The 18,115-nt window shown below is 61.7% G+C and carries 16 protein-coding genes; 4 read left to right on the plus strand and 12 right to left on the minus strand.

Features of this window, described 5'->3' with window-relative positions; translation table 11 throughout:
- Window positions 1–90: 90 nt before the first annotated feature.
- From BLU85_RS28480 to BLU85_RS28490, 3 genes are all read right to left on the minus strand, one after another.
- Entirely contained in the window at window positions 91–1,044 is a 954-nt protein-coding gene (locus tag BLU85_RS28480; RefSeq protein WP_060739317.1) for an adenosine deaminase, read from the minus strand.
- A gap of 84 nt (window positions 1,045–1,128) precedes the next feature.
- A complete protein-coding gene (locus BLU85_RS28485) occupies window positions 1,129–2,094 on the minus strand; it encodes a 2-oxoglutarate and iron-dependent oxygenase domain-containing protein (protein WP_092205113.1) in 966 nt (321 codons plus the stop codon).
- 51 nt (window positions 2,095–2,145) lie between these two features.
- Complete coding sequence (locus tag BLU85_RS28490; protein ID WP_092205114.1) at window positions 2,146–3,228, minus strand: BMP family ABC transporter substrate-binding protein; 1,083 nt, start codon at window positions 3,226–3,228, stop codon at window positions 2,146–2,148.
- 291 nt (window positions 3,229–3,519) lie between these two features.
- Here BLU85_RS28490 and BLU85_RS28495 point away from each other — a divergent pair, with 291 nt between their 5' ends.
- Window positions 3,520–4,611: a calcium:cation antiporter gene (locus tag BLU85_RS28495; RefSeq protein ID WP_092205115.1), complete on the plus strand. Its 1,092-nt coding sequence runs from the start codon at window positions 3,520–3,522 to the stop codon at window positions 4,609–4,611.
- A gap of 124 nt (window positions 4,612–4,735) precedes the next feature.
- Here the strand turns inward: BLU85_RS28495 and BLU85_RS28500 are convergent, their stop codons facing one another.
- The 3 genes from BLU85_RS28500 to BLU85_RS28510 all read right to left on the minus strand — a co-directional run bounded on the left by BLU85_RS28500 (window position 4,736) and on the right by BLU85_RS28510 (window position 7,401).
- Complete coding sequence (locus tag BLU85_RS28500; RefSeq protein ID WP_092205116.1) at window positions 4,736–6,094, minus strand: 8-oxoguanine deaminase; 1,359 nt, start codon at window positions 6,092–6,094, stop codon at window positions 4,736–4,738.
- Between the two features lie 244 nt (window positions 6,095–6,338).
- On the minus strand, window positions 6,339–7,025 hold the full coding sequence (locus BLU85_RS28505; RefSeq protein WP_092205117.1) for an SDR family oxidoreductase: 687 nt from the start codon (window positions 7,023–7,025) through the stop codon (window positions 6,339–6,341).
- A gap of 25 nt (window positions 7,026–7,050) precedes the next feature.
- Window positions 7,051–7,401, minus strand: coding sequence for a MerR family transcriptional regulator (locus BLU85_RS28510; RefSeq protein ID WP_053118143.1), 351 nt, complete (start codon window positions 7,399–7,401; stop codon window positions 7,051–7,053).
- Between the two features lie 80 nt (window positions 7,402–7,481).
- Here BLU85_RS28510 and BLU85_RS28515 point away from each other — a divergent pair, with 80 nt between their 5' ends.
- Window positions 7,482–7,910, plus strand: coding sequence for a hypothetical protein (locus BLU85_RS28515; protein WP_092205118.1), 429 nt, complete (start codon window positions 7,482–7,484; stop codon window positions 7,908–7,910).
- Window positions 7,911–7,986: 76 nt separating this feature from the next.
- Here BLU85_RS28515 and BLU85_RS28520 read toward each other — a convergent pair whose 3' ends face one another.
- The 6 genes from BLU85_RS28520 to BLU85_RS28545 all read right to left on the minus strand — a co-directional run bounded on the left by BLU85_RS28520 (window position 7,987) and on the right by BLU85_RS28545 (window position 14,543).
- The gene (locus BLU85_RS28520) at window positions 7,987–8,913 is read right to left on the minus strand and encodes an ABC transporter permease (RefSeq protein ID WP_092205119.1); all 927 of its coding nucleotides are present in this window, start codon (window positions 8,911–8,913) and stop codon (window positions 7,987–7,989) included.
- Complete coding sequence (locus BLU85_RS28525) at window positions 8,913–10,019, minus strand: ABC transporter permease (protein ID WP_092205120.1); 1,107 nt, start codon at window positions 10,017–10,019, stop codon at window positions 8,913–8,915. The genes BLU85_RS28520 and BLU85_RS28525 overlap by 1 nt, the downstream gene beginning before the upstream one ends.
- A gap of 11 nt (window positions 10,020–10,030) precedes the next feature.
- The gene (locus tag BLU85_RS28530; protein ID WP_092205121.1) at window positions 10,031–11,584 is read right to left on the minus strand and encodes an ABC transporter ATP-binding protein; all 1,554 of its coding nucleotides are present in this window, start codon (window positions 11,582–11,584) and stop codon (window positions 10,031–10,033) included.
- A 534-nt stretch (window positions 11,585–12,118) separates the two neighbouring features.
- A complete protein-coding gene (locus BLU85_RS28535) occupies window positions 12,119–12,700 on the minus strand; it encodes an IMPACT family protein (protein ID WP_092205122.1) in 582 nt (193 codons plus the stop codon).
- Between the two features lie 7 nt (window positions 12,701–12,707).
- Window positions 12,708–13,358 carry a TetR/AcrR family transcriptional regulator gene (locus BLU85_RS28540; RefSeq protein WP_060739307.1) on the minus strand — a complete coding sequence of 217 codons (651 nt, stop codon included), beginning with the start codon at window positions 13,356–13,358 and terminating at the stop codon, window positions 12,708–12,710.
- A 264-nt stretch (window positions 13,359–13,622) separates the two neighbouring features.
- A complete protein-coding gene (locus tag BLU85_RS28545) occupies window positions 13,623–14,543 on the minus strand; it encodes a LysR family transcriptional regulator (RefSeq protein ID WP_092205123.1) in 921 nt (306 codons plus the stop codon).
- Window positions 14,544–14,666: 123 nt separating this feature from the next.
- Here BLU85_RS28545 and BLU85_RS28550 point away from each other — a divergent pair, with 123 nt between their 5' ends.
- Window positions 14,667–16,016: an omega-aminotransferase AptA gene (locus BLU85_RS28550; RefSeq protein ID WP_092205124.1), complete on the plus strand. Its 1,350-nt coding sequence runs from the start codon at window positions 14,667–14,669 to the stop codon at window positions 16,014–16,016.
- 72 nt (window positions 16,017–16,088) lie between these two features.
- Window positions 16,089–17,582 carry a CoA-acylating methylmalonate-semialdehyde dehydrogenase gene (locus BLU85_RS28555; RefSeq protein ID WP_092205125.1) on the plus strand — a complete coding sequence of 498 codons (1,494 nt, stop codon included), beginning with the start codon at window positions 16,089–16,091 and terminating at the stop codon, window positions 17,580–17,582.
- The last annotated feature ends 533 nt before the right edge of the window (window positions 17,583–18,115 follow it).

The following is an 18,115-nucleotide window of genomic DNA, read 5'->3' on the forward strand; positions in this document are numbered from 1 at the left end:
CCACAATTGGATCCGTGTCCAACCGTGGATCTGTAGGCGATCAAAAAACCTGTGGGAGCGAGCTTGCTCCCACAGGGTTGATTGTCTGGACTAAGGTTTTACCAGCCGCGCATCCAGGCTGTTCTGCGCCAGGCGCTTGGCCTGGTCCTGGGTCATGCCCAGGTGGGTGTGCAGGGCATGGAAGTTTTCGGTGACGTAGCCGCCGAAGTAGGCCGGGTCATCGGAGTTCACCGTCACCTTCACACCGCGTTCGAGCATGTCGAGGATGTTGTGCTGGGACATGTCGTCGAACACGCACAGCTTGGTGTTGGACAGTGGGCACACGGTCAATGGAATCTGCTCGTCGATGATCCGCTGCATCAGTCGCTCATCTTCGATGGCCCGCACACCATGGTCGATGCGCTGGATCTTCAGCAGGTCCAGGGCTTCCCAGATGTACTCGGGCGGGCCCTCTTCGCCGGCGTGGGCGACGGTCAGGAAGCCTTCGTTGCGCGCGCGGTCGAAGACCCGCTGGAACTTGCTCGGTGGATGGCCCATTTCCGAACTGTCCAGGCCCACGGCCACGAAGGCCTCGCGGAACGGCAGCGCCTGGTCGAGGGTTTTCTCGGCTTGTTCTTCACTCAAGTGGCGCAGGAAACTCAGGATCAGGCCGCTGGTGATGCCCAGTTGCTGCTCACCGTCCTTGAGGGCGGCGGCGATGCCGTTGAGCACCACTTCGAACGGGATGCCACGGTCTGTGTGGGTTTGCGGGTCGAAGAACGGTTCGGTGTGGATCACGTTCTGCGCCTTGCAGCGCAACAGGTAGGCCCAGGTCAGGTCGTAGAAATCCTGGGAGGTGCGCAGCACATCGGCACCCTGGTAATACAGGTCGAGGAACTCCTGGAGGTTATTGAAGGCATAGGCCTTGCGCAGGGTGTCGACGTCGTTCCATGGCAGAGCGATCTTGTTGCGTTCGGCCAGGGCGAACAGCAGCTCGGGTTCCAGGGAGCCTTCCAGGTGCAGGTGCAGTTCAGCCTTGGGCAGGGCGTTCAGCCAGTCGTACATGGTCTTTTCTCATCAGCGAAGCGATGGCGGGCATTCTACAGGGGGCTGGCCGCCCTGTCGGGTAAAACCTGACCGGCTGATCCACTACACGGCGTGGGGCTCCCGTCGGTAAGCATAGGTGTCGGCGAAGCGCGAGAGCAGGAATTCGGCGCAAGTGGTGGTCGGGTACTTTGGCGGGTGGGCGTCGTCCTGGCAACCGGGCAGGCATTGGATCAGCGTGTCGGGGTGCGGCTCGGCAAAGAAGGGCATCGAATAACGGTCCACTCCCAGCGGGCTGATCACCCGATGCGGCGTGGACAGGTAACGGTCGTTGCTCCAGCGCGCCATCATGTCGCCGAGGTTGACCACGAAGGTTCCGTCGATAGGCGGCGCGTCGATCCACTGGCCGTTGACGTTGCGCACTTGCAGGCCGCCGGCGGCGTCCTGGTAGAGCAGGGTGATGCAACCGTAATCGGTATGAGCTCCAGCCCCTTGCTGTTCGGCGCAGCTGGCGGCATCGCGGGGTGGGTAATGGATCAGGCGCAGCACGCTCACCGGCTCGTTGAAGCGCGTATCGAAAAAGTCCCGGTCGATGCCCAGGGCCAGGGTCATGGCCCGCAGCAGGGTTTGCGCAAGCGCCTGCATGTCACGGTAATGCTGCTCCATCAGGGTTGCCCAACCGCTCAGGTCGGGGTGCCGGTTGGGGCCGCGCAGGGGTTTTTCCGCCATCACCTCGGGGTGATCGGCCGGCAAATGCAGGCCCATGTCGAAGGTTTCCTTCAGGTCGCTGGGCTTGGTCGGGTCCAGTTGTTCCGTGGCGACGGCGCCGTAGCCGCGATGGTGACGGGTCTGGGTGATGTCGATCTTGAGCTTTTCTTCGACGGGCAGGGCGAAGAAGCGTTGCGCATTGTCCAGCACCTCGGCGATGCGCGCCGGGCTGATGGGGTGGCCCTTGATGTAGAAAAAGCCCCACTGGCGGCAGGCGCGGTCGATTTGCCCGGCGACGGCTTGCCAGGCGTCGGGCTCATCGCCGTAGAGCGGGCTGATGTCGATGATGGGCAGGCTGTTCATGCGGCTTTCCTGACTTGAAATAGGAGCCCCATTGTGGGTTGGGTTTGTGGACTATTTGGGAATCTCGGCCTTCATGCCTTCGACGTAGTAATTCATCGATGCCAGTTCCGCGTTGCTGGCGCTCGCGCCCGCGGGGATTTTCTCGACGCCGGCCTGGTCCTTGATCGGGCCGGTGAACGGGTGGAAGGCGCCGCTCTCGATGTCGGCGATGATCTGCTCGGCTTCGCCCTTGACCGCTGCCGGCACCAGATCGCTGATCGGCAGTTTCACCGTGCCTTCCTTCAGGCCGCCCCAGTAGTCCTGGGATTTCCAGTCATGGTCGAGCACGCTCTGGGTCGCCTGGATGTAATGCGGGCCCCAGTCGTTGACGATGGAGGTCAGCACCGCCTTGGGCCCGAAGTGGGCCATGTCCGAAGCGTAACCCACCGCATAGACGCCGCGTCGTTCAGCGGCCTGGATCGGCGCCGGGCTGTCGGTGTGCTGGAACACCACGTCCACGCCCTGGTCGATCAGCGCGTTGGCGGCGTCGGCTTCCTTGCCCGGGTCGAACCAGGAGTTGACCCACACCACCTTGATCTCGGTACCGGGGTTGTATTTGTTCAGGGCCAGTTGGATGGCGTTGATGTCGCGGATGACTTCCGGGATCGGGAAGGAGGCAACGTAGCCGATCTTCTTGGTCTTGGTCATCTTGGCCGCGAGGAAACCGCCGACGTAGCGGCCTTCGTAGGTACGAGCCAGGTACGTGCCCAGGTTCTTGTCCTGCTTGTAGCCGGTGGCGTGTTCGAAGATCACCTTGGGGAACTGCTTGGCGACTTTCAGCGTCGGGTTCATGTAGCCGAAGGAGGTGGTGAAGATCAGGTCGTATTTGTCCTTGGCCATGTTGCGGATCACCCGCTCGGCGTCGGCCCCCTCCGGCACGTTTTCCACGTAGTTGGTGGTGATCCTGTCGCCGAATTTCGCCGCCAGTTCCTTGCGCCCTTGTTCATGCTGATAGGTCCAGCCGTGGTCGCCGATCGGGCCGATGTAGACGAAGCCGACCTTCAGCGGGTCGGCGGCACTGGCATTCAGGCCGGCGCCCAGGCCGACGGCTGCGACGACGGCGCAAAGCAACTTCTTCAAGGGGCGTTTGTGCATGAACTCGAACTCCATTTTGTTGTGAGGTTGGCTGTGCAGCACCAATGCAAAATGCTGACCAACAGGACAACAAAATCTGCGATCTTTTCGGGGCAGCCATCGCGAGCAAGCTCGCTCCCACAAAGGCATGCATGACCTGTGGGAGCGAGCTTGCTCGCGATGAGGCCCTCCAGATCGATAAAGGTGCACCTGCCAGCCACTCGCCACTCCCTGGTGCGTCACACTCGAACGAAACGTTCGCCGCCCCCTACAGTCTGTAGCTCATGACCCGCCCACGCTGACAGGCCCGCGATGCTCACTTTGCTCAAGCAAGAAAAACTGCTGTTGCTGGCGCTGATCGCCGCGTTCATCGCCTACCCACTGGAACATTGGCTATTGGGCAACGGGCAGCTGGTCGCGTTGGTCGGCGGCCTGGTGCTGATCGGTTTCATCGTCGCCGCCTCCATGCGCGTGGCCCATCACGCCGAACTGCTGGCGGAAAAAGTCGGTGACCCCTACGGCACGATGATCCTGACCCTGTCGGCGGTGCTGGTGGAGGTGGTGATCCTGGCGATCATGATGAGTAACGAAGCGTCGTCGACACTGGTGCGGGACACGATCTACTCGGCGGTGATGCTGGACATCAACGGCATCCTCGGGCTGGCGGCGCTGATGGGCGGGATCAAGCATGGCGAGCAGGCCTACAACGACGATTCGGCGCGCACCTACAGCGTAATGATCCTCACCGCCATGGGGGTGTCGATGGTGGTGCCGGAGTTCATTCCCCAGCAGAACTGGAAAATGTATTCGGCCTTCACCATCGGCGCGATGATCGTGCTGTACACCCTGTTCCTGCGCATGCAGGTCGGGCCCCACAGTTACTTCTTCAGCTACAGCTACCCGGAAAAACGCCGCAAGAAAGAACCGGTGGAAAACGAGCCGGAACCCATCAGCCTGACGTTTTCCATCGGTGCCCTGGTGTTTGGCGTGGTGGTGATCGGCGCCCTGGCCGAAGTCATGTCCAAGGCCCTCGACCTGGGTCTGGAAGGCTCGGGCGCGCCGCCGGTGGTCACGGCGATCCTGGTGGCCGCGATCTCCGCCGCACCGGAAATCCTCACCGCCCTGCGCGCCGCCCTGGCGAACCGCATGCAGTCGGTGGTGAACATCGCGTTGGGCGCGTCGCTGTCCACCGTGATCCTCACCGTACCGGTGATGGAGGCCATGGCCCTCTACACCGGCCAGCCCTTCCAGATGGCGATGACTCCGGTGCAGACGGTGATGATCTTCATCACCCTGATCGTCAGCGCGATCAACCTCAATGATGGTGAAACCAATGCCATCGAAGGCATGACCCACTTTGTGTTGTTCGCGACTTTCATCATGTTGTCCTTGCTGGGCCTCTAGGCCCGATACAGCACCCATTGTGGGAGCGAGCTTGCTCGCGATGGCGGCCAGCCATTCAACATCAGTGTTGACTGATCTGGCGCTATCGCGAGCAAGCTCGCTCCCACAGGGGATTTGGGGTGGGTCAGGCGCCGGCGATCAATTCCCGTGCCGCCTGGCTGTGATCGGCAATCAGCCCCTTCAAGTCCAGTCCCTCGACCTGCCCGTCGATCACTCGCCATTGCCCACCGATCATCACCCGATCCGCCCGGTCCGCGCCGCACAGCAGCAGGGCCGAGATCGGATCGTGGCTGCCGGAGAAACGCAGCTCATCGAGCTTGAACAGCGCCAGGTCGGCCTGCTTGCCCACGGCCAGTTCGCCGATATCGCTGCGCCCCAGCAGTTGCGCCGAGCCCCGGGTCGCCCAGCCCAGTACGCGTTCCGGCGTGATCGCTTGAGCGCCATAGCGCAGGCGCTGGATGTACAGCGCCTGGCGGGTTTCAAGGATCATGTTCGAGGCATCGTTGGACGCCGAACCGTCTACCCCCAGGCCTACGGGAGCGCCGGCGGCGGTGAGCTCCAGGGTCGGGCAGATGCCCGAGGCCAGGCGCATGTTGGAACTGGGGCAATGGCAAATGCCGGTGCCGGCGGCGCCGAGACGAGCGATTTCATCCGGGTTGAAATGAATGCCGTGGGCCAGCCAGGTGCGCGGGCCGAGCCAGCCGACGCTGTCCAGGTAATCCACGGTGCGCAGGCCGAAGCGTTGCAGGCAAAAGTCCTCTTCATCGAGGGTCTCGGCCAGGTGCGTGTGCAGGCGTACGTCGAGTTGCTCCGCCAGCCCGGCGCTGGCCTGCATGATCTCGGGCGTGACCGAAAACGGCGAGCAGGGCGCCAGGGCAATCTGGATCCGGGCGCCGTCGCCGCGCTCGTGGTACTCGGCGATCAAGCGCTGGCTGTCGGCGAGAATCACCTCGCCTTGCTGCACGGTCTGCTGCGGCGGCAAGCCTCCGTCGGCCTCGCCCAGGCTCATGGAACCGCGGGTCAGCATCGCGCGCATGCCCAGTTCACGGACACTTTTCACTTGCACGTCGATGGCCTGTTCCAGGCCCTGGGGAAACAGGTAATGGTGGTCGGCCGCCGTGGTGCAGCCCGACAGCAGCAACTCGGCCAAGGCCACTTTGCTTGCCAGGGCGAGTTTTTCCGGGGTCAGCCGCGCCCATACCGGATAGAGGGTTTTCAGCCACGGGAACAACGGCTGGTTCACCACCGGCGCCCAGGCGCGAGTCAGGGTCTGGTAAAAGTGATGATGAGTGTTGATTAACCCCGGCAGGATCACATGCTCGCGCGCGTCGAAGACGTAGTCGCAGGGCTGGGCGGGTTGTTGGCCGGCGCTCAGCAGTTCGACGATCACACCGTCCTGCAGGACGAGGCCGCCACGGGCATCGAGGTCGTTGGCGGTGAAAATGGCGAGGGGATTTTTTAACCAGGTACGGGTCGCAGGCATGATGGCCGGCTCCTCTGAAAGTGGGTTCAGGTTAGCCAGCTCAGTGATGCCCTGTCTGCTGATCCAGGGTCGCCGGTAAAGGCGAGGAATGGAGTTTACTCAGGTTGCCGGGCGCAGATCCAGTGTCAGGCCGAGAACCCTCTGGGAGCGAGCTCGCTCGCGATAGCGGTAGATCAGTCGACATCAATGTTGGATGTAAGGCCGCCATCGCAAGCAAGCTCGCTCCCACAAAGGAAAGGTGGGGTTACCAGGGAATCGTTTCGCCCCTGTAGTTGACGAAGTGATGCCCACCCTTGCCGGCGAAGGCATTGACCTGGTCGATCAGCCCGCGGGTACTGGTCTCGACATCGATGTCCGCGCCTTCACCGCCCATGTCCGTCTTGACCCAGCCCGGGTGCAGCGACAGCACGGTCAATGCCTGCTCGCCCAGTTGGCTGACGAAGCTGTTGGTCATGGAATTGAGCGCCGCCTTGCTGGCCTTGTACAGCGCCAGTTCCGGCGCGTCGGGCATGGTCACGCTGCCCAGCACCGAACTCATGAACGCCAGCACGCCGCTGCCGTCGCGGATCTGGCTGACGAAGCGCTGGGCCAGGTTGATCGGCGCCACGGCGTTGGTGAAGAACAACTGGCCGACTTCCGCCAGCGTCGCGCCGCCTGGGTTCTGGTTGTCCGGGCCTTTGACACCGGCATTGACGAACAGCAGGTCGAAGGTCTCGTCCTTGAGCTGCTGGCTCAGGGCGATGACGGCTTGCTGATCGTCCATGTCGAGTTTTTCGATGCGCAGCGGGCCCAGCGCCTTCAAAGCTTCTGCGTTCTGCGGGTTGCGCACGGTGGCGGTCACGTTCCAGCCATCGCTGAGCAGCGTCTTCACCAGACCGAGGCCCAGGCCCCGGGAGGCGCCGATGATCAATGCGTTTCTTGCCGAAGTCATGAGGGGCATCCTTGAAAGAAAAAGGTCATGGGTTTAATGGACAACGTTGCCCGAGCCGTTGTTTCAGCTCGTGACGCAACGCGTCGAGTTCGGTCATGCGGGTTTCGATCAGGTTCAGTTTGTCTTGCAGCAATTGCGTCACCGCGCAGTCGGGGTCGGGGGCGTTCCACAGGGCGGCGACGCTGGCGCCGATCTCGCCCAGGGTAAAGCCCAGGCGCTGGGCGGTCTTGATATAGAGCACCAGTTGGACCACATCGGCGGGGTAGTCGCGATAGCCATTGGCACTGCGCGTTGCCGCGATCAGGCCCCGCTGTTCATAGAAGCGCAGGGTGTCTCGACTGACGGCGCAGGCTTGGGCTAATTCACCGATACGCATGGACGACTCCGGAGGGCTTGACCTTGGAGCATACCCCAGGCTTTAGCCTTTTCGCTCCCCAATTATCTGGAGCAACGTGTATGTGGACTTCGATGCAATATCGCCAGGTGGTGCGCGGCAGCGCCTGGTACGACCTTATCGTGTCGGCCGTGCTGGCCACGCCGTGGAGCTTTGCGGCGTTGCATGGTGTGTTGACGAGCCTGACTCAGCTATTTGACCTGCCTGGAGAACTGCCGCCGTTTGCGCCGGCGCATCTGCTGATGGTGAATTTGCTGGGCTCGATTGTCTGCGTGTGGGCAGTGCTGCGGATTCGTGATCCGCAACCGCTGTACGGACGGTATGACGCGGTGGGGCGGTTTCTGTTTGCGGCCTGGCAGCTGTATGCGCTGCTTCATGGGGCCAGTGCGGTGTTGTGGGTTTTCCTGTTTTTGGAGGTGGTGTGGGGGGTGGTTCAGGTGTTGCCTGTTCGGGCCTCATCGCGAGCGAGCTCGCTCCCACAGGGGGCCTGAGTCAAGCCTGAACTCAGTGTTCACCTGGTCTGGTGTGGGAGCGAGCTTGCTCGCGATAGGTGCGCCGCGGTCTATCTCAATGCCCCGCCTGCCAAGGCTGCCCCAGTGACACCGGCGCATACAACCGGGTGCGTACGGCATCCCGGGACAGCAGCACCAGCACTATGATGGTCGCGGCGTAGGGCAGCATCGCCAGCAGACTCGATGGAATCGCCAGCCCCAAGCCCTGGGCCACCAGGTGCAGGATGCTGGCGAGGCCGAACAGGTAGGCACCCAGCAGCAGGCGCCACACTCGCCAACTGGCGAACACCACCAGGGCCAGAGCGATCCAGCCACGGCCGGCGCTCATGTTCTCGGCCCACATCGGCGTGTAGGCCAACGACAGATAGGCGCCGGCCAACCCGGCCATGGCGCCGCCAAACAATACCGCCAGGGTCCGCACCCGCAACACCGGCAGGCCCATGGCGCTGGCGGCATCGGGGTTCTCGCCGACGGCCTGGATGATCAATCCGGTGCGGCTTTTCATCAGCACCCACGCCACCAGGGCAAACAGCGCGAAGGACAGGTAAACCAGCAAGTCCTGGGCAAACAGCATCCGCCCGATCAAGGGGATGTCACTCAGGTAGGGAATGGCCAGCGGCTCGAATCCCGCCAGCGGTTTGCCGACCCAGGTCGCGCCGACAAAACTCGACAGGCCCACCCCGAAAATCGTCAGCGCCAGCCCGGTGGCCACCTGATTGGCGTTGAACACCAGTGCCACCAGCGCGAACAATGCCGACAACAGCATCCCGGCGGCCATCGCCAGCAGCACGCCGAGCCAGAGGTTGCCACTGTTGAACGCGACGATAAAACCGATCACCGCGCCGAACAGCATCATGCCTTCCTGGCCCAGGTTGAGGACGCCGCTTTTTTCGCAGACCAATTCACCCAGGGCCACCAGCAGCAGTGGCGTGCCGCAGCGGACCATGGCGTAGAAAATATTGCTCAACAGGTCGATATCCATCACAGGGCTCCTGCCTGTACCGCAGTGGTTCGGGCGCGCCGGGTCCAGCGCAGGTTCAGGCGTGGCCGGTAGAGGATCAGCACGTCGCAGGCCAACAGGAAAAACAGCATCATCCCCTGGAACAACTGGGTGATCGCCTGGGGCAGGTTCAACGACATCTGCGCGCTCTCGCCGCCGATGTACAGCAACGCCATCAACAGGCTGGCAAACAGAATGCCGATGGGATTGAGCCGTCCCAGGAATGCCACGGTAATCGCCGCATAGCCGTAGCCCGGCGACACCTGTGGCACCAGTTGGCCGATCGGCCCGGTCACTTCGCAGACGCCGGCCAGCCCGGCCAGCGCACCGCTGATCAACAGCGCCAGCCACACCAGCGGCTTCTGGCGAAAACCGGCGAAACCGGCGGCGCGGGCGTCGAGGCCCAGCACCTTGATCTGAAAACCGACGAAGCTTTTCTGCAGCAAAACCCACACCGCCACCAACGCCAGCAGGGCGAAGTACAGCCCGGCATGGACCCGGCCATCCTCCAGCAGCAATGGCAGGCGACTGGCCTCGCCGAACATCGCCGACTCCGGGAAGTTGAAACCCGCCGGGTCTTTCAACGGCCCGTGAACGCAAAACAGCAGCAGGTTCAGGGCGATGTAATTGAGCATGATGCTGGTCAGGATTTCGTTGGCATTGAAACGCGTGCGCAGCCACGCCGTGAGTCCGGCCCAAGCCGCCCCTGCCAGGGTGCCGGTCAGCAGGATCAGCACCAATGCCCAGCGGCTTTGCACGTCGATGATGTTCACCGCCAAGGCACTGCCGGCCAGGGCGCCCAGCAGCAGCTGGCCTTCGGCGCCGATGTTCCAGATCCGCGCCTGATAGGCCACGGCCAGACCGAGGGCGCAGAGCAGGATCGGCAAGGTCTTGACCAGCCACTCGGACACGCCGTACAGGTCGCTGATCGGGGCGATCAACAGGGTGTACAGCGTTTGCAACGGGTCATGCCCCAGGGTGATGAACAGCAGCGAGCCGCAGCCCAGGGTCAATACGGCGGCCAGCAGCGGCGAGCACCAGAGCATCAGGCGCGATTGCTGGCCGCGGGGTTCGAGAGAAAGCAGCATGTGAAACTCCGTTATACCGGCGCGGGGGCAGAGGGTTGAGGGGCGTCGAACTGGCCGGCCATCCAGCCGCCGACGTCGCTGAGCCGGGTCTCGCCCGTGGGGCGCAAGGCCGACAGGCGCCCGCCGCACAAGGCGCCGAGGCGGTCGCTGATCTGGAACAGTTCGTCGAGGTCTTCGGAGATCACCAGAATGGCCGCGCCCGCATCGCGCAGGGCGATCAGGGCACGATGGATGGTCGCCGCCGCCCCGACGTCCACGCCCCAGGTCGGGTGCGCGGCCACCAGCAGTTTTGGCTGTTGGAGAATTTCCCGGCCAAGAATGAATTTCTGCAAGTTGCCCCCCGAAAGGCTGCGTGCCGGGGTTCGGGTGTCAGGTGTCTTCACACCGAAGCGACGGATGATTTCCTCGGCCAGGTGTTTGACCTGGCGGCGTCGAATCAGCCCATGACTGACCAGGCCCTGTTGGAACGCGCTGAGCAAGGCGTTATCCGCCAGGCTCAATTGCGGCACGGCGCCGTGGCCCAGGCGTTCGGCGGGGACAAATGCCAGGCCGAGTCGACGACGGGCATCGGGGCGCAGGTGCGCGACGGGTTGACCGGCGAATCGGATCGTTTCGCCTTGCTGGCGGGGAAGTTGCGTTTCTCCGCTGAGCAACGCCAGCCATTCGTCCTGGCCGTTGCCCGCCACCCCGGCGATGCCGACGATTTCGCCGCTGCAGACCTCCAGGTCAATGCCCCTCAACGAGCAGCCGAACGGGTCCGGGTTGTGCCAGGACAGCTGGTTGATTTGCAGGAAGGCTTTGTCTGCGCTGACCTTGGGGTAGTCCGTGATCAGCCCGGCCGCTTCGCCGACCATCAGTTGTGCCAACTCCCGGTCCGAGCAGTGCGCCGGGGTGCAATGCCCCGAAACCCGCCCGCCTCGCAGTACCGTGGCGCTGTGGCACAAGGCTCGCACCTCTCCGAGCTTGTGGCTGATAAACAAAATGCTGCAGCCCTCGCTCGCCAGGCGGCGCAGGGTCACGAACAACTCTTCGGCTTCCACGGGCGTGAGCACCGAGGTCGGCTCATCAAGAATCAACAGCCGAATGTCCTGCATCAGGCAGCGAATGATCTCCACCCGTTGGCGCTCGCCGATCGACAGGCTGTGAACCAGCCGCTGCGGTTCCAGCGCCATGCCGTAGCGCCGGGACACTTCGCGAATCCGGGGTTCCAGCTGTGCTGGCGAACCGGCTGTCGCGCCCATTGCCAAGGCGATGTTCTGCGCAACGGTGAGGGTTTCGAACAGCGAGAAATGCTGGAACACCATGCCGATGCCCAAGCTGCGAGCCTGGGCCGGGTTACGCAGGTTGACGCGCTGGCCTTGCCAGATCACTTCACCCGAATCGGCAGGGGTGACGCCGTAGATGATCTTCATCAGAGTGCTTTTGCCCGCACCGTTTTCGCCGAGCAGGGCGTGGATTTCTCCGGGCTGGATGCTCAGGTCGATGGCGTCGTTGGCCAGGCAACCGGGGTAGCGTTTGCTGATCTTGCGCAGTTGCAGGCGCGCGATGGAGTCGGGGTTGGACATGACAGGCTCGGGCCGATGGACAGGAATGCCTGTGGATAAAGCAATTTCCTGGCCATGAGGTCAGGAAAATGCCTTGGCCCCGCTGCCAAGGCCCTCTGCGTATGGCCTGGATAGCTGCAACAGGAAAATCTGCACCGGGTTGGAGCGCGCATGTTTTATGCAGGCATCGGTTTGCCCTGAAATGGGTGGTTAAAAATTGAACAAGCGACCGCGAGCCGTGATCTTCTTGGGGCGGGAGGAGCCATGAACGGGTTATCCACAGGTTGCTCCACAGTTATTGTGCGCAAGCTGGAGACTCGGGCATAAGCACTGCGTGGCTTTCTTCTAAAGGTGATAAACCCCTGCAAGCATTTGTTTTGCAGATGGATTTGTCGATTGGGCAGGACTTTGGACGAAAAATGAGCAACCCTCTGAAACCCGCATGACAGAAGGGTTACAGAGGAATGTGCTCAGGTTATCCACAGTTGGGTGCACAGTGGATGTGGGCAAATTGAACGATTGCGCGATGCCCTGAAAGGTTGCAAGCCTGCGAACTCAACGCTCCAACAGGATCCGTCCACGGCTCAGGCCGGCCAGTTGCGCTTGCAAGGTTTCGATGTGAGCTTCACCCACGGCCAATTGCAGGTCTACGCCATTGGCGGTGAAGCGTTCTTCGTTCACCAACCCGCCGCACTCGGCGACGCGCAGTTTCACCAGGGGCAGTTCGGCGAACCCGCAGCTACAGTGCAGCGGCACACGGCTGATCAGTTCGATTTTTTCGGCGTTTTGCAGGCATTTGTTCGCACCGCCGCCGTAAGCCCGGGCGAGCCCACCCGTGCCCAGTTGAATCCCGCCGTACCAGCGAATCACCAGCACCACGACTTGATCGCAGGCCTGGGCTTCGATCGCGGCCAGGATCGGCCGCCCGGCGGTGCCACCTGGTTCGCCATCGTCGTTGCTGCGGTATTGGTCGCCGAGTTTCCAGGCCCAGCAATTGTGCGTGGCATCCAGGTCGCTGTGCTGCTCGATGAACGCTTGGGCATCGGTGGGGCTTGTGATGGGCGCGGCGAAGGTGATGAAGCGGCTTTTGCGAATTTCTTCGCGGTACTCGCAAAAACCGGCAAGGGTAAAGGGCATGGCGATCTTAAAGAGTGGGTGTCAGGCCGCAGCCCTTGAGAATGATGCGGATCAGGTTGTCACCCGCATCGATCATGTCCTGCTTGGTCAACTTGCTGCGACCGGTCACACGACAGATCTGGGTGGCGAAGTCGGCGTAATGCTGGGTGCTGCCCCACAACAGGAAAATAAGGTGCACCGGATCGATCGGGTCCATCTTGCCGGCGTCGATCCAGGCCTGGAACACGGCCGCCCGACCATTGAACCAGGCGCGATAATCCTGGTTGAAATACTCGGTCAGGCATTCGCCACCGCTGATCACTTCCATGGCAAACAACCGCGATGCCTGGGGCTGGCGACGAGAGAACTCCATTTTGGCGCGGATATAGCGGGTCAAGGCTTCGGCCGGATCATCCTCGGCGGTGAGGGTATTGAAGGTGCTGTCCCACAATTCGATGATGTTGCTCAGCACCGCCACGTACAAGCCGAGTTTATTGGTGAAGTAATAATGCAGGTTCGCCTTGGGCAGCCCGGCCTTGAGGGCGATGGCATTCATGCTGGTGCCTTTGAACCCGTGGCGGGCGAATTCATCTTCGGCAGCCTTGAGGATCGTCTCTTCGTTCTTTTGACGAATGCGACTGGTGGGCTTGCCACTGTGGGCTGGGACTTCAAAGGTCATGGGCGTTTCCGGGCTGGGTCTGTGGGCAAGCAAATGCGTTGATAGCGCACCGGCATCAATCCGACAAGTGTCATCACACTAAAAAGACCTCCGCCGATGACCAGGCCAACCTCGACCAATGTGGGAGCGAGCTTGCTCGCGATAGCGGTTAGTCAGTCAATGGTGATGTGGATGACCTATCGCTATCGCTATCGCTATCGCTATCGCTATCGCTATCGCTATCGCTATCGCGAGCAAGCTCGCTCCCACAAGGGGCAAATGGGATCAGCGGGTTGCCGCCAGGCTCTCGAGGAAACTCTCCAGCACCAGATGAGGCCGGCGACCCTTGCGCGTAACCGACGCCAGGCTCAGGTCATAGAACCGTGCCGCGGGTTTCAAGGGCCGCAACCGACCTTGCTGGACCCAGAGGTTGGCGTAGTGATCAGGCAGGTAACCGATGTAGCGCCCGGTGAGAATCAGGAACGCCATGCCTTCACGGTCCGATGCACTCGCGGTGCAATTGAGCGCCTGATAGTGGGCCTGGATCTCGGCCGGCAGGCGGAACGTGGGGGCGATGGCGTCCTGGCTATTGAGGCGAGCGTCTTCAAGCTGTTGGTCATCGACATAAAACAGCGGATGCCCGACCGCGCAGTACAGCAGCGACCGCTCACTGTACAGCGGTTGATATTCCAGCCCGGACAGGGCACTGGCCTGGGGGACCACGCCGACATGCAAGCGCCCGTCGAGTACGCCTTGCTCGACTTCGTTGGGGGCGATCATGCGAATCTGGATCTGCACGTCGGGCCCGCGCTCTTTCAATTGCGCCAGGGCGTGGGTGATGCGCATGTGGGGCAGGGTGACCAGGTTGTCGGTCAGGCCGATGGTCAATTCGCCGCGCAAGTGCTGATGCAGGCCGTTGACCTCGGTGCGAAAACTTTCCAGTGCGCTCAAAAGCTGCAACGCCGACTGATACACCTCGCGGCCTTCCTCGGTCAGGGAAAAACCCGCGCGCCCGCGTTGGCACAGACGCAACCCGAGGCGTTGCTCGAGATCGCTCATCTGCTGGCTGATGGCCGAGCGGCCGATGCCCAGCACGGTTTCCGCGGCGGAAAACCCACCACATTCCACGACGCTGCGGAAAATGCGCAGCAGGCGAATATCAAAGTCGCTGACCTGGGCCAGTGGATCGGGACGACGCGCGCTCATAGTTTAGTGATCCGCCGACTGAAGGTTACAAAAGTTGCATTTCATCGACTTTATCGCCGTGGCAACTTAGCTGCAAGAACGCTTTCGATTCCCTGTCGCTTATGACCTGCGAGGTTTTTGTCGATGAACATGCCCGAACACGCTGCCGGTTCCCTGGCCAGCCAGCTCAAGCTCGATGCCCACTGGATGCCTTACACCGCCAACCGTAATTTCCAGCGCGATCCGCGCCTGATCGTCGCCGCCGAAGGCAGCTGGTTGGTGGATGACAAGGGGCGCAAGGTGTACGACTCGCTGTCGGGGCTGTGGACATGCGGCGCCGGGCACACCCGCAAGGAAATCCAGGAAGCGGTCGCCAAGCAACTGGGCACCCTCGATTACTCGCCGGGGTTCCAGTACGGTCATCCGCTGTCGTTCCAGTTGGCGGAAAAAATCACCAGCCTGACCCCGGGCAATCTCAATCATGTGTTCTTCACCGATTCCGGCTCCGAATGCGCCGATACCGCGGTGAAGATGGTCCGCGCCTACTGGCGCCTCAAGGGGCAGGCGACCAAGACCAAAATGATCGGCCGTGCCCGTGGCTATCACGGGGTAAACATCGCCGGCACTAGCCTCGGCGGTGTCAGCGGCAACCGCAAGTTGTTCGGCCAGGCGATGATGGATGTCGATCACTTGCCCCACACCTTGCTGGCCAGCAACGCCTATTCCCGTGGCATGCCGAAAGAAGGTGGCATCGCCTTGGCCGATGAGCTGCTGAAGCTGATCGAACTGCACGATGCGTCCAACATCGCTGCGGTGTTCGTCGAACCGATGGCTGGCTCGGCCGGTGTGCTGGTGCCGCCAGAGGGGTACCTCAAGCGCCTGCGGGAAATCTGCGACCAGCACAGCATTCTCTTGGTGTTCGACGAAGTGATCACCGGTTTCGGTCGCACCGGTTCGATGTTCGGTGCCGACAGCTTTGGCGTGACCCCGGACCTGATGTGCATCGCCAAGCAAGTCACCAATGGCGCGATTCCCATGGGTGCGGTGATTGCCAGCAGCGAGATCTACCAGACGTTCATGAACCAGCCGACGCCTGAGTACGCGGTGGAATTCCCCCACGGCTACACCTACTCGGCGCACCCGGTGGCTTGCGCGGCTGGCCTGGCGGCGCTGGACCTGCTGCAAAAGGAAAACCTGGTACAGAGCGTGGCCGAGATCGCCCCGCATTTCGAGAATGCACTGCACGGTTTGAAGGGCGTGAAGAACGTCATCGACATTCGTAACTATGGCCTGGCCGGCGCGATCCAGATCGCCGGGCGCGATGGCGATGCCATCGTGCGTCCGTTCGAGGCCGGCATGGCGTTGTGGAAAGCCGGGTTCTATGTGCGCTTCGGCGGCGACACCCTGCAATTCGGGCCTACGTTCAACAGTAAGCCGCAGGACTTGGATCGCCTGTTCGATGCAGTCGGTGAAGTGCTGAACAAGCTCGACTGATGCGTCCTTCTCTATAGCTTTCGATAACGGGCGTCCGGTCACGGGCGCCTGTGGATAATTCCGGAGTCCCCCATGAGCCTCATCCCGCATTTGATCAATGGCGAACTGCTGAGCGACAGCGCTCGCACCGCCGATGTGTTCAACCCGTCCACTGGCCAGGCCATCCATAAGGTGCCGTTGGCCGACCGCGCGACCATCCAGCGGGCTATCGACGCCGCCAAGGCGGCTTTCCCGGCCTGGCGCAATACACCTGCGGCCAAGCGTGCGCAGGTCATGTTCCGTTTCAAGCAATTGCTGGAGCAAAACGAGGCGCGTATCGCCCAGTTGATCAGCGAAGAACACGGCAAGACCTTGGAAGACGCGGCCGGTGAACTCAAGCGCGGCATCGAGAACGTCGAGTTTGCCTGTGCAGCGCCAGAAATCCTGAAAGGCGAATACAGCCGCAACGTAGGACCGAACATCGACGCCTGGTCAGACTTTCAACCCTTGGGCGTGGTGGCAGGCATCACGCCGTTCAACTTCCCGGCGATGGTTCCGCTGTGGATGTATCCGCTGGCGATCGTCTGCGGTAACTGCTTCATTCTCAAGCCGTCCGAGCGCGACCCGAGTTCGACGTTGCTGATCGCTCAGTTGCTGTTGGAAGCCGGTTTGCCCAAGGGCGTCTTGAGCGTGGTCCATGGCGACAAGGCCGCGGTGGACGCGCTGATCGAAGCGCCGGAAGTGAAGGCGTTGAGTTTTGTCGGTTCGACGCCGATTGCCGAATACATCTATGCCGAGGGCACTCGACGTGGCAAACGCGTCCAGGCACTGGGCGGGGCGAAGAACCATGCGGTGCTGATGCCGGATGCCGACCTGGACAATGCCGTCAGCGCGTTGATGGGCGCGGCGTACGGTTCGTGTGGCGAGCGTTGCATGGCGATTTCGGTGGCAGTGTGTGTGGGCGACCAGGTGGCGGATGCGCTGGTGGCCAAGTTGGTACCGCAGATCAAGGCGTTGAAGATCGGTGCCGGCACGTCTTGCGGGCTGGACATGGGGCCGTTGGTGACCGGTCAGCACCGGGACAAGGTCAGTGGCTATATAGAAGAGGGCGTGGCGGCGGGTGCTTCGCTGATTGTCGATGGTCGCGGCTTGAGTGTGGCTGGGCACGAGGAGGGCTTCTTCCTGGGTGGCTGCCTGTTCGATCGTGTGACCCCCGAGATGCGCATCTATAAGGAAGAGATCTTTGGGCCGGTGCTGTGCATCGTCCGGGTCAACAGCCTGGAAGAGGCGATGCAACTGATCAATGATCACGAGTATGGCAACGGCACCTGCATCTTCACCCGCGATGGCGAGGCGGCGCGGTTGTTCTGCGACGAGATCGAGGTCGGCATGGTGGGCGTCAACGTTCCGTTGCCGGTGCCTGTGGCCTATCACAGCTTTGGCGGTTGGAAGCGTTCGCTATTCGGCGACCTGCACGCCTATGGCCCGGACGGCGTGCGTTTCTATACCCGTCGCAAGGCGATCACCCAGCGCTGGCCGCAGCGTGCCAGCCATGAGGCTTCACAGTTCGCATTCCCCAGCTTGTAATCGGTCAGAGAAGAGGCCGGCGCCGTCAGGCGCCGGCCTCCATGTTTGTGGGGCTTTTTGATCGATGTGACAGAATTATGAAAAAAGCTGTTGACGGCAGATTCTGGAAGTCTATAATTCGCCCCACTTCCGGCGCAGTCGAAACGTAAAACTCCTTGAAATTCAACGAGTTAAGTAGGTTTCGAAGATGCAGGGCTTCAGTTCATCGAAGCCTGGAAGGCGCAGATAGAGCAGTGTTGTTTGGCTCTATATGCGGTTCGATCCTCTCGGTCGAAAGCGGTGAAAAAGAGGTGTTGACAGCAGCGAGTAACGCTGTAGAATTCGCCTCCCGCTAACGAGAGATCGGAAGCGCAAGTGGTTGAAGTTGAAAAGGAAACTTTGAAAACTTCTGAAAATAACCGCTTGACAGATACACGGGGCGCTGTAGAATGCGCGCCTCGGTTGAGATGAAAGGCTCAGCCAACCGCTCTTTAACAACTGAATCAAGCAATTCGTGTGGGTGCTTGTGGAGTCAGACTGCTAGTCAACAGATT

The organism is Pseudomonas sp. NFACC14, from assembly GCF_900106885.1.
Taxonomy (GTDB): Bacteria; Pseudomonadota; Gammaproteobacteria; order Pseudomonadales; family Pseudomonadaceae; genus Aquipseudomonas; species Aquipseudomonas fluorescens_AA.

Coding starts and splice junctions, on each gene's coding strand:
- BLU85_RS28480 (WP_060739317.1), bottom strand. CDS start 1,044: ATGTACGACTGGCTGAACGCCCTGCCCAAGGCTGAACTGCACCTGCAC.
- BLU85_RS28485 (WP_092205113.1), bottom strand. CDS start 2,094: ATGAACAGCCTGCCCATCATCGACATCAGCCCGCTCTACGGCGATGAG.
- BLU85_RS28490 (WP_092205114.1), bottom strand. CDS start 3,228: ATGCACAAACGCCCCTTGAAGAAGTTGCTTTGCGCCGTCGTCGCAGCC.
- BLU85_RS28495 (WP_092205115.1), top strand. CDS start 3,520: ATGCTCACTTTGCTCAAGCAAGAAAAACTGCTGTTGCTGGCGCTGATC.
- BLU85_RS28500 (WP_092205116.1), bottom strand. CDS start 6,094: ATGCCTGCGACCCGTACCTGGTTAAAAAATCCCCTCGCCATTTTCACC.
- BLU85_RS28505 (WP_092205117.1), bottom strand. CDS start 7,025: ATGACTTCGGCAAGAAACGCATTGATCATCGGCGCCTCCCGGGGCCTG.
- BLU85_RS28510 (WP_053118143.1), bottom strand. CDS start 7,401: ATGCGTATCGGTGAATTAGCCCAAGCCTGCGCCGTCAGTCGAGACACC.
- BLU85_RS28515 (WP_092205118.1), top strand. CDS start 7,482: ATGTGGACTTCGATGCAATATCGCCAGGTGGTGCGCGGCAGCGCCTGG.
- BLU85_RS28520 (WP_092205119.1), bottom strand. CDS start 8,913: ATGGATATCGACCTGTTGAGCAATATTTTCTACGCCATGGTCCGCTGC.
- BLU85_RS28525 (WP_092205120.1), bottom strand. CDS start 10,019: ATGCTGCTTTCTCTCGAACCCCGCGGCCAGCAATCGCGCCTGATGCTC.
- BLU85_RS28530 (WP_092205121.1), bottom strand. CDS start 11,584: ATGTCCAACCCCGACTCCATCGCGCGCCTGCAACTGCGCAAGATCAGC.
- BLU85_RS28535 (WP_092205122.1), bottom strand. CDS start 12,700: ATGCCCTTTACCCTTGCCGGTTTTTGCGAGTACCGCGAAGAAATTCGC.
- BLU85_RS28540 (WP_060739307.1), bottom strand. CDS start 13,358: ATGACCTTTGAAGTCCCAGCCCACAGTGGCAAGCCCACCAGTCGCATT.
- BLU85_RS28545 (WP_092205123.1), bottom strand. CDS start 14,543: ATGAGCGCGCGTCGTCCCGATCCACTGGCCCAGGTCAGCGACTTTGAT.
- BLU85_RS28550 (WP_092205124.1), top strand. CDS start 14,667: ATGAACATGCCCGAACACGCTGCCGGTTCCCTGGCCAGCCAGCTCAAG.
- BLU85_RS28555 (WP_092205125.1), top strand. CDS start 16,089: ATGAGCCTCATCCCGCATTTGATCAATGGCGAACTGCTGAGCGACAGC.